We start from the raw sequence: 18,165 nt of genomic DNA, 5'->3' as shown, positions 1-18,165 counted from the left end.
CCAGTCCCCTTAAGACTGCAAGTCGTCTGCAAGGCGCTCAAGACGGCCGCGTACGCTGCCATCAATGACCATATCACCCGCACGGATGATTACACCTGCCATTACAGACTTATCAATTTTGCAATTCAGCTTAACTTTGCGTGACAGACGTTTTTCCATAGCGGCGCTGATTTTGGTCAGCTGTTCGTCACTCAGTGTAGTGGAAGAGATCACCTCAACGTCCGCGGTCGCATCGTATGCGGCGCGTAGCTGGATAAACTGAGCCAGTACATCGGGAAGCGCTGGTAAACGTTTGTTCTCAGCCATGACCTTAATCAGGTTCTGGCCGGCTTCATCGAGTTGATCACCACAGATAGCGATGAACCGTGCAGACAACGCTTCCGGCGCTAATGCGCCGGAAAGGAGTTCTGCCACTTGTTCATTGCTGGCTACTTCGGTAGCGAACGCCAGCATCTGCTGCCAGCGATCGACATTCTGATGCTCAACAGCAAAGTCAAAAGCTGCTTTGGCGTAGGGGCGAGCTACAGTAGTAAATTCAGACATCAGCCCCTTCCTCCTTACAGTTCAGCGACCAGTTTATCAACGATGTCGCTGTTAGCAGCTTCATCCACGGAACGTTCAATGATTTTCTCGGCGCCGGCGATAGCCAGCATCGCGACCTGCTTACGCAACTCTTCACGTGCACGTTTGCGTTCGGCGTCAATTTCAGCCTGCGCCTGGGTGACGATCTTGTTACGTTCCTGCTCAGCTTCGGCTTTCGCTTCGTCCAGGATCTGCGAACGACGTTTGTTAGCCTGTTCGATGATAACCTGAGCTTCTTCTTTCGCTTTTTTCAGCTGGTCGGACGCATCAGCCTGCGCGAGATCCAAATCTTTTTTGGCACGTTCTGCGGAAGCAAGGCCGTCAGCAACTTCTTTCTGGCGCTTTTCGATAGCAGCCATCAGCGGCGGCCATACGTACTTCATGCAGAACACTACAAACAGGATGAACGCGATGGCCTGGCCGAGGATTGTTGCGTTTAAGTTCACTGCACAATGCCTCTTGTTAAGTTAACTTTTTTCTCCGGTCTGACGACCGGCAGAAGCCGTTCATCGTCGAACTCGCGTCCAACGATGAACATCAGGGTTAGGCGACGGCGAACATCACATACAGACCCAGACCAACAGCGATCATTGGGATTGCATCCACCAGACCCATTACAACAAAGAACTGCGTACGCAGCAGAGGGATCAGATCCGGTTGACGCGCGGCGCCTTCCAGGAATTTACCTCCGAGGATGCCGATACCGATCGCAGCACCGATTGCCGCTAAGCCCATCATCACAGCGGCAGCCATGTACAGCAGATCCATATTCAGGTTTTCCATGACAGTCTCCAGTTTGTTTCAGTTAAAACGCAGTAGTGTTGATAAAAAAATCAGTGTTCTTCAGATGCCATCGACAGATAGACAATCGTCAGTACCATGAAAATGAAAGCCTGTAACGAAATGATCAGGATGTGGAAAATGGCCCATGGCACACTCAGAACCCACTGTGACCACCACGGCAACAGGCCGGCAATCAGGATAAAAATCAATTCACCCGCATACATGTTGCCGAACAGTCGCAGACCGAGAGAAACCGGTTTGGACAGCAGGCTCACGCCTTCAAGGATCAGGTTGATCGGAATGAAGACAGGATGATTGAAGGGTTGCAATGTCAGCTCTTTAGTAAAGCCCCCAATGCCTTTCATCTTGACGCTGTAGAACAGAATCAAAATAAATACGCCCAGCGCCATAGACAGCGTGATGTTCACGTCGGCTGAAGGCACAACACGCAACGCTGGCAGACCCAGAACGTGCTCGCCGATATACGGCAGCAGATCGATAGGCAGCAGGTCCATGAAGTTCATCAGGAAGACCCAGACGAAAATCGTCAGAGCCAGCGGTGCGATTACTTTGCTTTTACCGTGGTACATGTCGCGGACGTTGTTGTCGACGAAGCCAACAACCAGTTCAATCGCCGCCTGCAGTTTTCCCGGAACGCCGCTGGTGGCTGATTTCGCAACTTTGCGAAACAGCACCAGGAATACCAGTCCCAGCACCACAGAGAAAAACATGGAGTCAATATTTAATACCCAGAACGACGGTGCGTCGTGCGGATTCACTAGCTCGAAGGTACGCAGGTCCAGCTGAAGGTTATTCAGGTGGTGACCTATGTATTCCTGCGGCGTAGAGATTTCTCCTGCAGCCATGATGCCTCTTACCCTTTGTTGTTAATTACAGCCGGTGCGACGATTTGCACAATCAGCACCGATAACCAGGTCAGTCCGAGCGGCGTAAATGCCGCCCCAAACACCGCCAGCGCCACGACAAGCAGAAGAATGGTTGCCAGAACCTTCAGCACTTCACCCAGAGCGAAGCTCCAGGCCACGCGTCCTTTAACCGGGTCTCCTGCCTGATGACGCCAGGCAAAAATCATAAACAATACGTTCGGTAGCCAGGCCGCCAGTCCACCCGCAAGCGCGGACAGGCCCCAGGTCAACTCTTTCAGGGCGAACAGCGCGCCGATTATGACAAAAATCACCAGCTGAAGAAGCAGCACGGTTCGGGCAAATTTCACTCTGTAAAGGGACACTGACATGACGCTGAAACTCTCCTGCCCCGTCGGGGGTATGTCGCGTGTCGTATAAAACTGCCTTTGCCGCTTTGAGTCAAGCAGCAAAAAACGAGCAAATTATACGGCGCGCCCCTGCGATTTCAATGGATAAGTAGCGAAATGGTGAACAATTATTTAAATTTCTTTCGCGGGCGCGCTTTTTCAAAACTGTCAGGAATGGCCGACAGGCGGAAAATGCATACGATAAAGGCCAAATATCGCTCATAAAGCGTGCGGAAGATCACAATTCAGTAATATTTTATCCGCATTCCGTTAAGGAATATTCTTAATATCGCTCAGAAAAATATAATTATATCAATAACATTCAACTACTTACTATTTTTTACCGTAAAACCAGCCTGCCAGCCGGATTAAAAGTGTTAATTGACAGTCATTGCAGCCAAAATTTCAGGCTAATCCGCCAGGCAAGCAAAATAAATATCACCACATTATTTTTCACTTCGCGCTGAAAAAGGCGGATCTCGTCCCGACGAGGTAATATCCTTGATAACACTTTGTGAAATTAACGTTAAATGTAACCAGGTGTGAACGATAATTTCTGCGCGTCATTTTAACCTTACTGAAACATTCACACTTGAAAAAAAATCACCGCGTATCGCCCGAAAGGCTAAATTTTCGTCGGCTTTTTAGCCTTTCGCGTTACCTGCGCCTTCCTCTCCCCTGCCCTGCCGGGCTGACTTAACTAAAATCGGGTTTGGTAAGCCTGTGCCGTTCAGCCGCTTTGCTGAATAATCAGGCGATAATACGGTAAAAAATTCGGCTTTTCAGCGTTATTTTCAGGCAAATCACGTTCAATCAGCGCTGCTTGCTGCCAGATTTTGCGGATTAATTACCACCAGGTGACGTTCGCCTTCCAGTTCAGGAACGAGAAGCTTCACCGTCTTGTGATGGGTAAAACCTGCCGGCAGCGCGTCGATCTCATCCTGCGGCACGACGCCTTTCAGCGCATAAAATCGCCCTTTTTCGCCAGGCAGATGATGGCACCAGCTCAGCATATCGTTCAGAGAAGCGAAGGCCCGACTGATCACGCCATCAAAAGGCGGCTCGGCAGGAAACACCTCTACCCTGCTCTGTACCGGATCGATATTTTCCAGTTTCAGCTCATGCTGTACCTGCTTAAGAAAGCGTATGCGCTTGCCCAGGCTGTCCAGCAGCGTGAAGTGCGCTTCAGGACGGACGATAGCGAGCGGTACGCCCGGCAGCCCTGGTCCCGTGCCCACATCGATAAAACGGCTTCCTTCCAGATAAGGCTCAACCACGATGCTGTCCATGATATGCCGTACCAGCATCTGCTGCGGGTCACGCACCGACGTCAGGTTATAAGCCTTGTTCCATTTATGCAGCAGCTCAACGTAGCCTGTCAGCTGCTCTTTTTGTCGATCGGTCAGGAAAATATTGGCGGCTTTCAGCAGCGCGGAAAGTTTATTAATCACGATTACATCCAAATCAGTTAAAGGGACGACCGTAGCCGCCCCGCGAAGCATCAGGCGCTTTTGCGCAGCAGCCCCTGCTTTTTCAGGTAGATCAGAAGAATGGAAATAGCCGCAGGCGTGATCCCTGAAATACGCGAAGCCTGACCTATCGATCCCGGCTTGTGATCGTTCAGCTTGGCGATCGCCTCGTTAGAAAGGCCGCTGACCTGACGGTAATCCAGCTCCACCGGCAGCAGCGTGTTCTCGTTGCGCAGCTGGCGATCGATCTCTTCCTGCTGGCGGGCGATATAGCCTTCGTATTTCACCTGAATTTCAACCTGCTCGGCGGCCTGAGCGTCGCTTAAGGCGGGCGCAAAGGTGCTGAGCGTCATCAGCTGCTGATAGGTCATCTCTGGACGACGCAGCAGATCTTCGCCGTTGGCTTCTTTGGTCAGCGCGGCGCTCAGTACACCATTCACTTCATCCACGGCTTCAGATTTAGGATGCACCCAGATGTCGCGCAGACGCTGACGCTCCTGCTCAATGCTCTCCAGCTTCTCGTTAAAGCGCGCCCAGCGGGCATCGTCTACCAGACCCAGCTCGCGGCCTTCAGCGGTCAGACGCAGATCGGCGTTGTCTTCACGCAGCATCAGACGGTATTCCGCCCTGGAGGTGAACATGCGGTACGGCTCTTTGGTGCCCAGCGTGCAGAGATCGTCAACCAGCACGCCCAGGTAGGCCTGATCGCGACGCGGCGCCCAGGTCTCTTTGTCCGCAGAGAGGCGACCGGCATTCAGCCCAGCCAGCAAACCTTGCGCCGCGGCTTCTTCATAGCCTGTCGTGCCGTTGATCTGACCGGCAAAGAACAGACCTTCGATAAATTTGCTTTCCAGCGTTGGCTTCAGATCGCGTGGATCGAAGAAGTCATATTCGATGGCATAGCCCGGACGGACGATCTTCGCGTTTTCCAGGCCCTGCATAGAGCGAACAATCTGCATCTGGACATCAAACGGCAGGCTGGTGGAGATGCCGTTTGGATAAATTTCATTGCTGGTCAGCCCTTCCGGCTCCAGGAAGATCTGGTGCGCGTTGCGATCGGCAAAGCGCATCACCTTGTCTTCGATGGAAGGACAGTAGCGTGGGCCAACGCCTTCGATCACGCCAGCGTACATTGGGCTGCGATCCAGGTTGCTGCGGATGACGTCGTGCGTTTTCTCGTTGGTATAGGTGATGTAGCAAGGCACCTGCTGTGGGTGCTGCGCCACGTTGCCCATAAACGAGAAGACCGGCAGCGGCGTATCGCCATGCTGCGGAGCCAGCACGCTGAAATCAATCGTGCGCGCATCGATACGCGGTGGCGTACCGGTTTTCAGACGGCTGACGCGCAAAGGCAGTTCACGCAGGCGACGAGCCAGCGGGATCGAAGGCGGATCGCCAGCACGGCCGCCGCTGTAGTTATCCAGCCCGATGTGGATCTTACCGTCCAGGAAGGTGCCTACGGTCAGCACAACCGCTTTGGCGCGGAATTTGAGCCCCATCTGGGTCACAGCGCCAACGACGCGATCGTTTTCCACAATCAGATCGTCAACCGCCTGCTGGAAGATCATCAGGTTCGGCTGGTTCTCCAGCGCGGTGCGTACGGCCTGACGATAGAGCACGCGATCCGCCTGAGCACGGGTAGCCCTGACGGCGGGCCCTTTGCTGGCGTTTAGTATCCTGAACTGGATACCGGCCTGGTCAATAGCGTGTGCCATCAGGCCGCCCAGCGCGTCCACTTCTTTAACCAGATGTCCTTTTCCGATGCCACCGATCGCCGGATTGCAGGACATTTGTCCAAGCGTATCAATGTTATGCGTTAAAAGCAGGGTTTGCTGACCCATCCGGGCTGCCGCCATAGCGGCTTCCGTGCCCGCATGACCACCACCGATCACGATGACGTCAAAAGGATCTGGATAAAACATGGTACTGAACCTCGCGGTTGTGCGATTTAAAAGAGTGGGGGATGCCCGGGGCGTGAATTCTACTCAACTTTGGCCGAAGGTGAAAGCGCAGGGCCAGACACGTATTAAAAAGAAGATCTTTTTTATTTAGAGATCTCTTTACTGGATCTTCTATTAGGATCGACGATCTCTGTGGATAAGCCTTTTTTCCTTTCCTGGATCATCAGCTTAAGCGGGATCGTTTGCTGTGAAAGATCGGTGATCCTGCGGCGTATAAGCTGGGATCAAAAAGGCATGTTATGCACAGGCTCGATCCGACCGTACGGTTGTTCTTTGGATAACCACCGGTTATTACCGCTGGATCAGCATAGTTATCCACAGTTGATCGCTATTTAAATAGGCAAATCGGGGAGAAATTTACAAAACTTCGCCTGTTTTTCAGGCGTCGATCGCACAAATTGCTGCGATCCGACGCCCGATCGTCAGCCGATCAGCGTTTTCCAGCTCTCGATCCACACCTCGGCGGGATCTTCGGGGATCTCATGTTCGAGCACGTCAATATCCAGACGGTCACCGATGCGCTGTGCACCACATGCCGTCAACAATTTGTCCATTTTATCGATCGCACCGCAGAAAAGATCGTATTCACGGTTGCCGATACCTACGGCGCCGTAGCGCAGCTGGCTCAGATCCGGACGCTTCTCTTCTATTTCATCAAACAGAGGCTGCAGGTTATCGGGCAGATCGCCGGCTCCATGGGTAGAGGTCACTACCAGCCACGTTCCTGCTGTCGAAAGCTCGTTCAGCTCTGGCCCGTGCAGTAATTCGGTAGAAAAGCCCGCTTCTTCCAGCTTCTCGGCCAGAAGTTCGGCAACATATTCCGCACTGCCCAGGGTGCTGCCAGTGATTAAGGTTACGTCCGCCATGTGAGATCCCTGTTTGCTAAAGGCGGCTATTGTACGCTGTGATCAGTCTGGGATCTACCTGTGGGTAAGTAAGGTTAATAAATGCAGGAGCGGGTTTAACTGCCGCTTTTGTTTTGCGGGCGAATAAGTGAAAGCACGCCGCGAGCGCCACGTGCCGGACGGACAGGAACGTTCCTGACCTGATATGAGATATTTCAACAAAAATGAGGCGCCGATCTTTTGTGGATAATATTGTGCACAGATCAGGGCTTGATCGTCCGCATGATCGGGTTTTGCAGGGAAATTAACGTCTCGGTGGACTGGATCTCGTCAATGGTCTGGATCTTGTTGATCAGCACCTGTTGCAGCGCGTCGATGGATCGGCACATCACCTTAATAAAGATGCTGTAGTGCCCGGTGGTGTACCAGGCCTCCACCACTTCATCAAGCGCGTCCAGCTTCGCCAGCGCGGCCGGATAGTCTCTGGCGCTTTTTAAAATGATGCCAATAAAGCAGCACACGTCATAGCCAAGCTGGCGAGGATCGATTTCCACCCGCGTACCTTTAATGATGCCTGCCTGCTTCATCTTCTCTACGCGGACGTGGATAGTGCCGGGGCTGACGTTGAACTGCTTGGCCAGCTCGGCATAGGCGGTACGTGCGTTGGCCAGCAGCGCATTGAGGATGCCGCGATCGAGATCGTCGGGTTGCAGATTATCGGGCATAAAGGCTCCGTCATTAAGGATTTGATAATTTGTCAGGGAATAATGTGCAGGAAAGTGAAAATGCAGGCAATAAAATAGCGGATAACTTACGTTACCCGCTATGAGGAAAACTCAACCGCCTGGTCATAGCCAGAGGGCTATCTGATGTTAGCGCTTGCGCCAGACGGTTAGCTGGGCGACGGAATGTTGATATTTGCGCGCCGTTTCGCGGATCACAAACGGCACGTCCTGCGGCGCGGCGATCTCTTCGAAATCTGCCGCCAGCAAACGCTGCAACGCCTGGTAGGTGGTCAGCGCCTCGCCGTTTTCGCGGATGCCGCCCAGCCAGTTCTCTTTTGGCGTGTACTCTTCCAGCCAGGTGTACGGCGACGACAGCATCAATACGCCGCCGGTATTGATCATCCTCGTGACGTCCTGCAAAAAGCGCTTCGGCTGACGCAGCCTGTCGATCAGGTTAGCGGCCAGCACCAGGTCGTAACCCGCCTTTTGCGGCTTCAGGTTGCAGGCGTCGCCCTGCATAAACTGAATGCGGCTGGCCTGCTCTGCGCCAAGGCCGAAATCTTTCAGCCGCACCTGGTGATATTCCACCAGGTCGCCCTCTTCCTGGGTCACATAACGGAAATCCTCGCCGCTGGTCAGCTGGAGCGCCACGTCGATAAAGCGCGCGGAGTAATCCATCCCCACCACTTGCTCAAAATAGCGGGCCAGCTCAAAGCTGGCGCGACCGGTGGCGCAGCCGATATCCAGCGCGCGGCCTCGTTTGTCGGTCATGCGACAGGCGATATCCACCAGCGCCTTCGCATAGTTTTCTGTACCGAAGTAGCCCGGCCCGTACTGGAAGTCCAGGTATTGCGACACCATGCTGTCGGTTTCATACGGATTCAGCATTTTCTTTTCCTGATGGTTGGACACGACGTAGCGAAAGCCCGCGTGCTGGAAAAAGTGGCGGCGGAACGCATAGCGGGAAGATTTAATCGCTTCGTTGCCGGTGGAAATCCAGCTGCCGCCTTTGATTAGCGCATGTTTGCCGTCGAAGGTCGGCGTCGAAAAGTCGTCATAAAGCGGATGGACTTTAAAACCTTCCAGCCCGTTTATCGGCGTGGTCGTCCACTGCCAGACGTTCCCCACCACGTCAAAGAATTCGCCCTGGGCAAAGCGATCGACCGGACAGGAAGAAGCCCACCAGGCCAGATTCAGGTTGCCCGGCGCCTGCAGCCAGCGATCGCCTTCAACCTGCTCACGCAGCAGCAGCCATTCGGCCTCGCAGGGGAGCTGAACGGAACGGCCGGTTTTATCGGCTTTCCAGCGGCAAAAGGCGGCCGCCTCCAGCTGGTTGACTTCGACCGGCCAGTCCCACGGCATCGCGACTTCTTCAGTCATCAAACGCAGCCGTAACTGGTCAGGTTCCTCAGGCGATCCCACCCAGAAAGTCGGCATGGTTGCCTGCGCGAAATTGCGCCAGCCCAGACCTTCCTCATCCCACCAGCGATCGTCCCGATAGCCGCCTGCCGTGATAAATGCAAAAAACTCCGCGTTGCTTGCCAGCATCTGGCTGGCTTCAAAAGGCTTCACCTCGGTGGACAGCGTGCCGTATTCATTATCCCAGCCGTAGGTATCGTCGGTTTTCCCCTGCGTGACGCGTGCGCCGGCAACGGCTATCAGTCTGTTCTGCGGCACGGCGTGGCGATCGTGACGGGCGTCGGGACAGGCCGGCCAGTACGGCTGCGGTTTAACCCAGGCGAGCGGCAGCTGGCGGATCAGCACGCTGGAGGTTTCCAGATGGATCCGCTCATGCTCGATCCCCATCAGGATCACCCAGGCCGGGCTGTCCCAGCCGATCGGCAGCGTCAACGGCATCTCTTTAATGACGCTTTCGACAAGATGACGCACCTTGCCGCGATAGTCGCGCAGCTCGGCAAGCGTCGGCCACGCGTAGTGGGTTGCGTCCAGATCGTCCCAGCTCATCTCATCCACGCCGATAGCCATCATCGCTTCGATATGGTCGTCCACGCGGTTGTCGAGCAGGCCGGCCGCTACCAGCTTATTAATATAGAAAGTCGCGGTATGGCCGAAATAGAACACCAGCGGATGGCGCAGCGAAATCGCCTTAGTGTAATAAGCCTGCTCATCGGCAAGGCAGTCGAACAGGCTCTCGTAGAGCGCCCACGTTTGTTGGAAATAGCCAAGAAGCTCCTGTCGTTTTTGTTCTGCGTCGCTGCCGCTAAGCAACAACGTGTGAGTTGGGGCAGGTAACTCTGGGGAAAAAGCCTGGTGATGTTGTGCCACGTAATACTCCTGAGAACCGTAGGCGGGATAAAGCGTAGCTATGACTATAGCAGGAGAGGATTGTCGGGCAGCGGCAAAGGGAAAATCAGCGCTGCCAGCGGCGCAGCAGACGGCTCTTCAGGCCGGTATCAAAACGCCAGATATGGTCGAAAATGCGCATAATACCCGGTTTTCCATGATCGGACAGCGCAACGGCGTGAAAGCGCTGCTGCTGGAGGAGCTGGTGCTTTTTGACGGTTTTAACCAGATCTTCCGGCAGCCGCTGGGCGATAAAATCGGAAATAATGACGGCGTCGGCATCGTTCCACTCCGGTGTGGCGAGCCTGCCCAGCACCGACTGCAAACAGGCTGCCAGATCGGTGCCGCCGCGAAAGCGCTGGCTGAGAAAGCGGATCGCCTGAGCAATGCCGTCGTCTGCGGTCAGCTCGTAGCCCACCACTTCATGCGCGAACAGCATTATGTAGCAGCGACGGTTATCGGCCAGCGCCACCTTCAACAGGGCCAGGCAAAAGGCCTTGGCGCAGCGTTCGTTAAAGCCGCCCATCGAGCCGGAAGTATCCACGCAGACGATAAAAGGCCCGCGCGGCTGTTCTTCATGCTGCTGGTGGCTGACCGGGCGCTGCGAAACCCTGTCATGCCAGGCTTCGCCCTGCAGCCGATAGGTCAGCAGCCGTTTCTCCACCAGCCTGCGATAGAACTCCAGTTCCAGCTCGCTGATGCCCAGCGCCGCCAGCTCCGGCGGCAGCAGGCGCAGCACGTCGTCGCTTTGGTGAATGCCGTTGACCTCTTCCGGCACGCTGGCAGGTTCCCTGACCAGCTGGTGGAACGCCTCCAGCGGCGCCTGCTCGCTCAGTACCGCTTTGGCTTCGCGGCTGCGGCCCAGCTGTTCCGCCAGTTTTTGCAGCATCGGCTGCTGCGCCAGGAAATCGCCGTAATCGACCATCAGCTGATAATCGCCGCGCTGTAGCGGGCTTTTACTCAAATCCCACAGGCGGCTGGCGGCGGCATCGCTGTTATCCGACAGCACCGGCGCCAGCTGGCCGCTCATCGCCAGCCTTTGCTGTAGCTCCGCCAGCAGCTTTTCCCGCTCGCTGTCGAGCAGCTGCTGATTCAGCGACAGGGTTTGCAGCGTCAGGCTCAGCCGCCAGCGCTGTAAAAACAGCGTATGCTGCGGCTCGCTCATGCTCTGGCCCGCGACGCTATGCGCCACCAGCTCGCGGGCTTTGTCTTTAAACGGCGACTGATGCGAATCCAGGTAAAGCAGGATAGACGGAATTTTCAGGCAAAATGCCTGATGGGCGAGCGGCTGGCACTGTTGGAAAAGCGTAAATTCACCGGCAAGCGCTTCCGGCACCGCTGTTTGTTTCAGCTGCGCCAGGAGCTCCGATTTCCAGCGCGGCAAATCGTGCAGCAGCGCCTTTTTCATGCCGGGAAATTTTTCAAAAAAAAGGGCGAGCTGCGGGCTGGCCAACAGCGTCACCACCAGCTCTTCAATCAGGTCGCCTTCGCTGACCGCCAGAAAGGCGCTGAGCGTATCCAGCGATATCAACGACGCACCTGTTTCAGCTGTTCAGCGACCTGTTGCAGGCTCTCTTCGATCTTCGCCAGCCAGTCGTCGCTGATAAACAGGCAGCGATGATGCTGACTGAACAACGTACGTTGGGCATGCAGCTGTGCCTCTACCTCATCAAGCGCCTCGACGATCTCCTGCGGCAGCCCGTGTTCCAGCGGCTGGCCCGGCAGCATCAGCCGCGAAGTCTGGAGGCTGACATCGCGCACTGTCAGGCAGTCGGCGCCGTCGATATGCAGATCCAGCGTCTGGGCAAAACCAATACCGTTAAGCTTGCCGCGCACTTCGCCGCCTTTTTGCAGCCAGTGGTACAGCGGTTCGCGGCCAATCACGATATGGCTGACCTGCATGTCGTGCAGCATCAGCGGCTTTTGCAGCATCAGCGTCAGCGTGTCGGCGGACAGCGCCTCGGGCAGCTCATAGTGGGGTTTACGGCTGAATATGCCGCCGTGCTTCTCCAGCCTTATCGCCTGCTCTACGCTTTTTTCCTGCTGCAGGCTCAGCCGGCGTGAGGCGATTTGCTGCAGTTTGATCAGCATCGGCTGCTGCTGCCAGGCCTGCTGGGTAATCAGGTTGTCTATCTCGCGATCCAGCAGCGCCATTGAGGCAACGTCGTGCCACAGACAATCTTTCAGCAAAATCAGATCTACCGGCGCGATCGCTTTACGACCGCTGTAAAAAGCGCAGGCCTGTAAAAGATGGATCGCTTTTTTCCAGCGGCGATCGGAAATATAAGGCGCTTCCGGCTGGTTCTCCAGCTGCTGGCGCAGCATAAAAATCAGCTCAAACACCTCTTCCGGCAGCGCAACCTGCGCAATGCCTTTTTGCCATTCGCTATACTCTTCATCAGTAATGCAGAGCGACTCCGCGACGGGATTGCTGTTTTCATCCTGCTGATGGGTCAACATGCTGCGAAAGTTCTGCTTTTCATGCACGTTATCAAGCCACAGCCGGATCAGCATCCGGTCATACAGCGCTTCCAGCCCGCTGTCGGCTTCGGGCAGTTCGTTGGAGGCGGTCACCAGCAGCCGCATCGGGATGGCTTCTTCACAATCGCCGTTGCGAAAGCGGCGCTCGTTGATGGCGGTCAGCAGCGTATTGAGGATAGCCGGCCCGGCTTTCCAGATTTCATCCAGAAAGACGATTTCGGCATCGGGCAGGTAGCCTTTGATCAGGCGCTGATAGCGGCCTTCATCTTTCAGCGCCTGAATGGAAAGCGGCCCGAAAACTTCTTCCGGGGTGGAGAAGCGGGTCATCAGATATTCAAAGGCGCGGGCATGCTGAAAGGCATACTTCAGCCGACGGGCTATCAGGCTTTTGGCAATACCTGGCGGGCCAAGCAAAAAAACGCTTTCGCCGCTTAATGCCGCCAGCAGGCAAAGGCGAATAGCGTGATGGCGTTCGTAAAGTCCCTTTTCTAACGCGTTGCTGAGGCGTGCGATTCTTTCCGCCAGGAGGTGAGGCTGGGACATCATCAAACAGTATCCTTTTCTACGTTCTTGCCAGCGGGCGACTGGCGAGCGCAAACACTACTGGCTATGATGCTTGAAAGAGTTGATATACGTCAGCTTTTTTCTTGTCAAAGGGTGACACAGGCCATTGAAGTCGCTTTCCATACTCCAATTAAGGATAGGCATTCAGAATGATTCGTGCATACTGTGCGTTTTTTGATGGCTTGATAAGCTGGGCGCGTTTCAGCAATCAGCTCCAACAAAAGATCTTCCTATGAGTTCTGATAAAAAGCAGTCCCTTGGCGCCGTAACCTTAGCGGCAATAGGCGTCGTCTATGGCGATATCGGCACCAGCCCTCTCTATACGCTGCGGGAGTGTCTCTCCGGCCAGTTCGGTTTCGGCGTTGAGCGCGATGCGGTATTCGGCTTCCTCTCGCTGATTTTCTGGCTATTAGTGCTGGTGGTCTCGTTAAAATATATCAGCTACGTGATGCGCGCTGACAACGCCGGCGAAGGGGGGATTCTGACCCTGATGTCCCTGGCGGGCCGTCATACCGGTGCCAGAGCCACGGCGGTTTTGGTCATTATGGGGCTGATTGGCGGCAGTTTCTTCTATGGCGAAGTGGTGATCACGCCGGCCGTTTCGGTACTTTCCGCTATTGAAGGGCTGGAAATCGCCGCGCCTAACCTTGATGCCTGGATTGTGCCGCTGGCGATAGCGGTGCTGACGCTGCTGTTTATGATCCAGAAACACGGCACGGGTATTGTCGGTAAACTGTTCGCGCCGGTCATGCTGGCATGGTTCATCATTCTGGCCATACTGGGCGCTCGGGGCATTATGGCTAATCCCGACGTGCTGCACGCGCTGAACCCCTATTGGGCAATGCACTTCTTTTTTGAATATAAAACCGTCTCGTTTTTTGCGCTGGGCGCCGTGGTGCTGGCTATTACCGGCGTGGAAGCGCTGTATGCGGATATGGGCCATTTCGGCAAGCTGCCGATCCGTCTGGCCTGGTTCCTGGCGGTGCTGCCGTCGCTGGTGCTGAACTACTTCGGCCAGGGCGCGCTGCTGCTGAAAAATCCCGAAGCGATCAAGAACCCGTTCTTTCTGCTGGCGCCGGACTGGGCGCTGATCCCTATGCTGATCCTGGCGACGCTGGCGACGGTTATCGCTTCTCAGGCGGTAATTTCCGGCGTTTTCTCACTGACTCGCCAGGCGGTTCGTCTGGGCTATTTACCGCCTATGCGCATCGTGCATACTTCTGAAGAGGAATCCGGTCAAATCTACATTCCGGTCATTAACTGGATACTCTTTTTCTCCGTGGTGATCGTGATTGTCGGCTTTAAACACTCCAGCAACCTGGCAGCCGCCTACGGTATCGCCGTAACCGGTACGATGGTGCTGACCTCCATCCTTTGCACCACCGTGGCGATAAAAAACTGGCACTGGAACCGCTATCTGGTGCTGTTTATCCTGCTTTGCATGTTGTGCATCGACGTTTCGCTCTTTTCGGCCAACCTGGTGAAAGTGTTCTCCGGCGGCTGGCTGCCGTTAAGCCTGGCGCTGGTGATGTTTGTGATTATGACCACCTGGAAAAGCGAGCGTTTCCGTCTGCTGCGCCGGATGCATGAACACGGCAACTCGCTGGAAGCGATGATTGTTTCGCTGGAGAAGTCGCCACCGGTACGCGTGCCGGGCACCGCCGTCTATATGTCGCGCGCGCTGAACGTTATTCCTTTTGCCATGCTGCATAATCTCAAGCACAACAAAGTGTTACATGAACGTGTTGTGCTGCTGACGCTGCGGACGGAAGATGCGCCTTACGTCCATAACGTGCGTCGCGTGTCTATTGAACAGCTTTCCCCCACTTTCTGGCGCGTGGTGGCGAGCTACGGCTGGCGGGAAACGCCTAATATGGAAGAGATTTTCCACCGCTGCGGGCTGGAAGGCCTGAACTGCCGGATGATGGAAACCTCGTTCTTTATGTCGCATGAATCGCTGATTATCGGCAAGCGGCCATGGTATTTGCGTCTGCGCGGCAAGCTGTTTATGGCGCTACAGCGCAACGCCCTGCGCGCCCCTGACCAGTTTGAGATCCCGCCAAACCGGGTTATTGAACTGGGCACCCAGGTCGAAATCTGACAAGCCGGGTTATTGCACCGGGTACCCAAGCCGAAACCTGACCCTGCAAGGCCGACAATCGTCGGCCTTTTGTTTTGCTTACCGCCAGGCATATCCTCATCCCGACTCCTGAAAGAAACGTCGGATTTCTAAACCGGCGGCTTACTGAGCTGCGTGTTCCGGCGCGGCTTAGCGGGTTCTGTCGGCATCTAACCGGGCCAGGGTGTCACCACATACCAGCATGTCACTTTGCCACTACGTCACCATGTCAGCATAACTGCAAAGCCGCCGCCGTCACGATTGGCGCAACGCATCTGCATCCCATGCAGGCGGGCAATACGGTTAACGATAGACAGCCCAAGGCCGCTGCCCGATTTTTCCTGCCCCGGCGGCCGATAAAAACGCTGTCCCAGGCGGCACAAATCTTCTTTGCTGACGCCTGGCCCGTTATCCGTGACGGCCAGGCCGTTTTCATTAATGCTCAGCTGCACCAGGTTTCCTGACTGGCCGTAACGCAGGGCGTTTTCTACCAGGTTACGCATCATTAGCGACAGCAGCAAAGCGTTACCGTTACGGATAACGGGCGAAGGCGGTGCTTCCAGCGCTATCTCCATTCCGGCGGCCTGCGCCTGTGAGTAATGGTCGATCACGGCCTGCTGGAGCAGCTGACGCAGATCCAGGCTTTCCGTTGCCAGATCGGCTTTGCTGTCCAGCCTTGAGAGCGTAAGCAGCTGATCCACCAGACGAGTCGCGCGATCGATACCAAGATCCAGGTTTTGCAGCGCGTGGCGGCGCACCGTTTCGTCATCGTGAGCCAGCTGCGCGACCTCCGCCTGAACCTTGAGCGCGGCCAGCGGGCTTCTTAACTCATGCGCGGCATCGGAAGTAAAACGCCGTTCGCGCAGCAGCATTTCGCTGACGCGTGAGAACAGCGCGTTCAGCTCCGTCAGCAAGGGCTTCACCTCGTTCGGCACCCGCTTTTCCACCAGCGGCGTGCCGTCATCAGGCGTGCGCAGACGCAGCTGGCGGGCAATTCTTTTTAACGGCGCCAGCTCGTGCGTAACCAGCCACAGCAGCAGCAGCAGCATAATCGGCAACGCGATCAGCCAGGGGATCAGGTTGGTCTGGACGATATCGCGGGTCATGTCGTCGCGGTATTCCCACTCCTGACCTACCACCACCACATATTGTTTGTCCGGCGTGGGTAGCCAGACCATACGCCATAAATCGTCATCACCCCGGAGCTTGCCATCGGTAAAACCGTCGCGCCTGTGACTAAAGAGAAAATCCTTGCCGTTGTCGCCATCGTTCATCACCATGCGGCCATCCGCAGTGAAAACGGCAAATGCCAGCGCCTCATCCTCCTGTTCGCCGCGATGATGCTTCAGCAGCTTTTTAGTTTTTGGCAGCGTTAACGGTTCGTGACTCAGCTGCTCGGGATTCATGGTCGCCAGCAGTTTGGCAAACAGCATCTGCTGGGTATCAAACAGCTGATTGATGTTGTGCCGCGTCTGCCACCACGAGCCGATGCTGGCAGCACCCCAGCAGATAAGCGTCAGCAGCAGAAAACCCAACATCAGGCGCAGGCGCAGGCTTAGTCGATGCATTACGCATCTCCCAGCGTATAGCCGACGCCATGAACGGTACGGATAAACGTGCTGCCCAGCTTTTTGCGCAGGTGGTGGATATGAACTTCAACGGCATTGCTGGAGACGTCGTCATCCCAGCCATACAATTTTTCCTCCAGCTGCGCGCGGGTCAATACGCGACCAGGGTTAAGCAAGAACAGCTCCAGCAGGGCCAGTTCGCGCGGCTTCAGGGGGAGCGGCTCGTCGTTCAGGGTGGCCGTATGCGAACCGGAGGCCATCGCAACCGCGCCGTGGCGGAGCACGGGCTGTAGCTGACCGTGACGTCGTCGAATTAATGCCTGTAGCCGGGCGGCGACTTCGCTGAGGGCGAAAGGTTTGCAAAGGTAGTCGTCGGCGCCCTGCTGCAGCCCGGCAAGCCGCTGCTCCAGGGCATCCCGCGCGGTCAGGATCAGTACCGGCTCGTCCCGACCCTGCTGCCGCCAGCCGCGCAGAATATCCAGGCCGTCGATGCCGGGCAGGCTTAAATCCAGCACTACCGCATCGTAAGAGGTAGCGGAAAGCGCCGCCTGCCCCGTTTTGCCCTCGGTAAACCAGTCGACGCTGAAACCCAGCTTGCTCAGACCTGCTTTAATCCCGTCGCCAATCAGGCGATCGTCTTCAATGACCAAAATTTTCATGGCGACTTCCTCTGTGATTAACGGCTTTATACGAAAGGGAACGGGCGCTGTACAGGCAAAAATCGGGAAAAAAGGCTATTTTTCGGTACGGCTCGCAAACCGCGTATTTGATGATGTCTCTTAAGATCCTGTTAAGAAAAGTTTGTTTAACTGAGCCCTGAACACGACGAATCGCGCAGCGAAAGCTGCCTCACTCCATGGAATAAAGGTGACTATGATGAAAAAAACTGCTGCTTTATTTGCCCTTGCCGCTCTGGTTTCCGGCCCGGTATTCGCTGCTCAGAACGGCGGCTTCAGCGACCCAAGTGCGCCGACCGCGCCGACCGCCAACGTGCAGAAAGGCGGTTTCAGCGGGGATGAAACCGTGGTCACGGTCAAACAGGCGCAGGATATGAAGGACGACGCCTGGGTGACGATGCGCGGCAACATTGAAAAGCGCGTCAGCGATGATGACTATATCTTTCGTGACGCGACCGGCACGATGAAAGTGGATATCGATCATAAGCGTTGGGAAGGCCAGAACATCACGCCAAAAGACAAAGTCGAAATCCAGGGCGAACTGGATAAGGACTTTAATTCCGTCGAGCTTGACGTAAAGAAAATCCGCAAGCTGAACTGATTCAGCCTCGATCGGCTGGCCGAAGGTGAGGCCAGCAGCCCGACTGCGCTACCGACGGGTAAGCGACCTTCGGCGGCGTCTGGATCCGGGGCGGCCGCGTTCTTAGCAGCTTGCCCCGGTTGCGGCTAACGGCTTCCGTAACCGCTACGCTGACCCCGTAATGGCTAAGTTAGCCCTGAGGCGGCCAGTCTGGCCCCACAATGGCTGAGCAGG

At 55.6% G+C, this 18,165-nt stretch carries 16 protein-coding genes; 2 read left to right on the top strand and 14 right to left on the bottom strand.

Translation table 11 applies throughout. The features are described from left to right. Positions 1-9 precede the first annotated feature (9 nt). The 12 genes from atpH to ravA all read right to left on the bottom strand — a co-directional run bounded on the left by atpH (position 10) and on the right by ravA (position 12,966). The gene (gene atpH / locus AB3U87_RS12540; RefSeq protein ID WP_125289173.1) at positions 10-543 is read right to left on the bottom strand and encodes a F0F1 ATP synthase subunit delta; all 534 of its coding nucleotides are present in this window, start codon (positions 541-543) and stop codon (positions 10-12) included. A gap of 14 nt (positions 544-557) precedes the next feature. Then, entirely contained in the window at positions 558-1,028 is a 471-nt protein-coding gene (gene atpF, locus AB3U87_RS12535) for a F0F1 ATP synthase subunit B (protein ID WP_253456852.1), read from the bottom strand. 97 nt (positions 1,029-1,125) lie between these two features. Continuing rightward, a complete protein-coding gene (gene atpE, locus AB3U87_RS12530; RefSeq protein WP_003849523.1) occupies positions 1,126-1,365 on the bottom strand; it encodes a F0F1 ATP synthase subunit C in 240 nt (79 codons plus the stop codon). Positions 1,366-1,415: 50 nt separating this feature from the next. Continuing rightward, a complete protein-coding gene (atpB, locus tag AB3U87_RS12525; RefSeq protein ID WP_125289171.1) occupies positions 1,416-2,231 on the bottom strand; it encodes a F0F1 ATP synthase subunit A in 816 nt (271 codons plus the stop codon). 8 nt (positions 2,232-2,239) lie between these two features. After that, positions 2,240-2,620, bottom strand: a complete 381-nt coding sequence (gene atpI / locus AB3U87_RS12520; RefSeq protein ID WP_125289170.1) for a F0F1 ATP synthase subunit I — start codon at positions 2,618-2,620, stop codon at positions 2,240-2,242. 827 nt (positions 2,621-3,447) lie between these two features. Next, complete coding sequence (gene rsmG / locus AB3U87_RS12515) at positions 3,448-4,089, bottom strand: 16S rRNA (guanine(527)-N(7))-methyltransferase RsmG (RefSeq protein WP_253456855.1); 642 nt, start codon at positions 4,087-4,089, stop codon at positions 3,448-3,450. 50 nt (positions 4,090-4,139) lie between these two features. Then, a complete protein-coding gene (mnmG, locus tag AB3U87_RS12510; RefSeq protein ID WP_253456858.1) occupies positions 4,140-6,029 on the bottom strand; it encodes a tRNA uridine-5-carboxymethylaminomethyl(34) synthesis enzyme MnmG in 1,890 nt (629 codons plus the stop codon). 461 nt (positions 6,030-6,490) lie between these two features. Beyond that, entirely contained in the window at positions 6,491-6,934 is a 444-nt protein-coding gene (gene mioC / locus AB3U87_RS12505; RefSeq protein ID WP_253456861.1) for an FMN-binding protein MioC, read from the bottom strand. A 242-nt stretch (positions 6,935-7,176) separates the two neighbouring features. After that, positions 7,177-7,638, bottom strand: coding sequence for a transcriptional regulator AsnC (gene asnC, locus AB3U87_RS12500; RefSeq protein WP_125289166.1), 462 nt, complete (start codon positions 7,636-7,638; stop codon positions 7,177-7,179). 147 nt (positions 7,639-7,785) lie between these two features. Beyond that, positions 7,786-9,924 (bottom strand): 5-histidylcysteine sulfoxide synthase, encoded by a 2,139-nt coding sequence (gene ovoA, locus AB3U87_RS12495; protein ID WP_394149226.1) that lies wholly within the window; start codon positions 9,922-9,924, stop codon positions 7,786-7,788. An 85-nt stretch (positions 9,925-10,009) separates the two neighbouring features. After that, a complete protein-coding gene (gene viaA / locus AB3U87_RS12490; protein WP_253456867.1) occupies positions 10,010-11,473 on the bottom strand; it encodes an ATPase RavA stimulator ViaA in 1,464 nt (487 codons plus the stop codon). Continuing rightward, positions 11,470-12,966, bottom strand: a complete 1,497-nt coding sequence (gene ravA, locus AB3U87_RS12485) for an ATPase RavA (protein ID WP_253461173.1) — start codon at positions 12,964-12,966, stop codon at positions 11,470-11,472. The genes viaA and ravA overlap by 4 nt, the downstream gene beginning before the upstream one ends. Positions 12,967-13,219: 253 nt before the next feature. Between ravA and kup the strand changes: the two genes are divergently transcribed. After that, entirely contained in the window at positions 13,220-15,088 is a 1,869-nt protein-coding gene (gene kup, locus AB3U87_RS12480) for a low affinity potassium transporter Kup (protein ID WP_253456870.1), read from the top strand. A gap of 239 nt (positions 15,089-15,327) precedes the next feature. Here kup and qseC read toward each other — a convergent pair whose 3' ends face one another. Continuing rightward, a complete protein-coding gene (qseC, locus tag AB3U87_RS12475) occupies positions 15,328-16,674 on the bottom strand; it encodes a quorum sensing histidine kinase QseC (RefSeq protein WP_253456873.1) in 1,347 nt (448 codons plus the stop codon). Beyond that, positions 16,674-17,333, bottom strand: a complete 660-nt coding sequence (gene qseB, locus AB3U87_RS12470; protein ID WP_253456877.1) for a quorum sensing response regulator transcription factor QseB — start codon at positions 17,331-17,333, stop codon at positions 16,674-16,676. Before qseB ends, qseC begins: the two co-directional genes overlap by 1 nt. Positions 17,334-17,550: 217 nt before the next feature. On the opposite strand from qseB, the gene AB3U87_RS12465 reads away from it, so the two are divergent. After that, positions 17,551-17,952 (top strand): YgiW/YdeI family stress tolerance OB fold protein, encoded by a 402-nt coding sequence (locus tag AB3U87_RS12465; RefSeq protein WP_253456880.1) that lies wholly within the window; start codon positions 17,551-17,553, stop codon positions 17,950-17,952. Positions 17,953-18,165 lie beyond the last annotated feature (213 nt).

The organism is Erwinia plantamica (assembly GCF_043420595.1).
GTDB classification, from domain to species: Bacteria; Pseudomonadota; Gammaproteobacteria; order Enterobacterales; family Enterobacteriaceae; genus Erwinia; species Erwinia aeris.
This window is presented reverse-complemented; position numbering and strand designations above follow the sequence as displayed.

Excerpts from the sequence above, each read along its gene's own strand:
- atpB (WP_125289171.1), bottom strand. The coding sequence starts at position 2,231 with ATGGCTGCAGGAGAAATCTCTACGCCGCAGGAATACATAGGTCACCAC.
- mioC (WP_253456861.1), bottom strand. The coding sequence starts at position 6,934 with ATGGCGGACGTAACCTTAATCACTGGCAGCACCCTGGGCAGTGCGGAA.
- kup (WP_253456870.1), top strand. The coding sequence starts at position 13,220 with ATGAGTTCTGATAAAAAGCAGTCCCTTGGCGCCGTAACCTTAGCGGCA.
- AB3U87_RS12465 (WP_253456880.1), top strand. The coding sequence starts at position 17,551 with ATGAAAAAAACTGCTGCTTTATTTGCCCTTGCCGCTCTGGTTTCCGGC.
- atpE (WP_003849523.1), bottom strand. The coding sequence starts at position 1,365 with ATGGAAAACCTGAATATGGATCTGCTGTACATGGCTGCCGCTGTGATG.
- atpH (WP_125289173.1), bottom strand. The coding sequence starts at position 543 with ATGTCTGAATTTACTACTGTAGCTCGCCCCTACGCCAAAGCAGCTTTT.
- asnC (WP_125289166.1), bottom strand. The coding sequence starts at position 7,638 with ATGCCCGATAATCTGCAACCCGACGATCTCGATCGCGGCATCCTCAAT.
- mnmG (WP_253456858.1), bottom strand. The coding sequence starts at position 6,029 with ATGTTTTATCCAGATCCTTTTGACGTCATCGTGATCGGTGGTGGTCAT.
- qseB (WP_253456877.1), bottom strand. The coding sequence starts at position 17,333 with ATGAAAATTTTGGTCATTGAAGACGATCGCCTGATTGGCGACGGGATT.
- atpI (WP_125289170.1), bottom strand. The coding sequence starts at position 2,620 with ATGTCAGTGTCCCTTTACAGAGTGAAATTTGCCCGAACCGTGCTGCTT.
- ravA (WP_253461173.1), bottom strand. The coding sequence starts at position 12,966 with ATGTCCCAGCCTCACCTCCTGGCGGAAAGAATCGCACGCCTCAGCAAC.
- qseC (WP_253456873.1), bottom strand. The coding sequence starts at position 16,674 with ATGCATCGACTAAGCCTGCGCCTGCGCCTGATGTTGGGTTTTCTGCTG.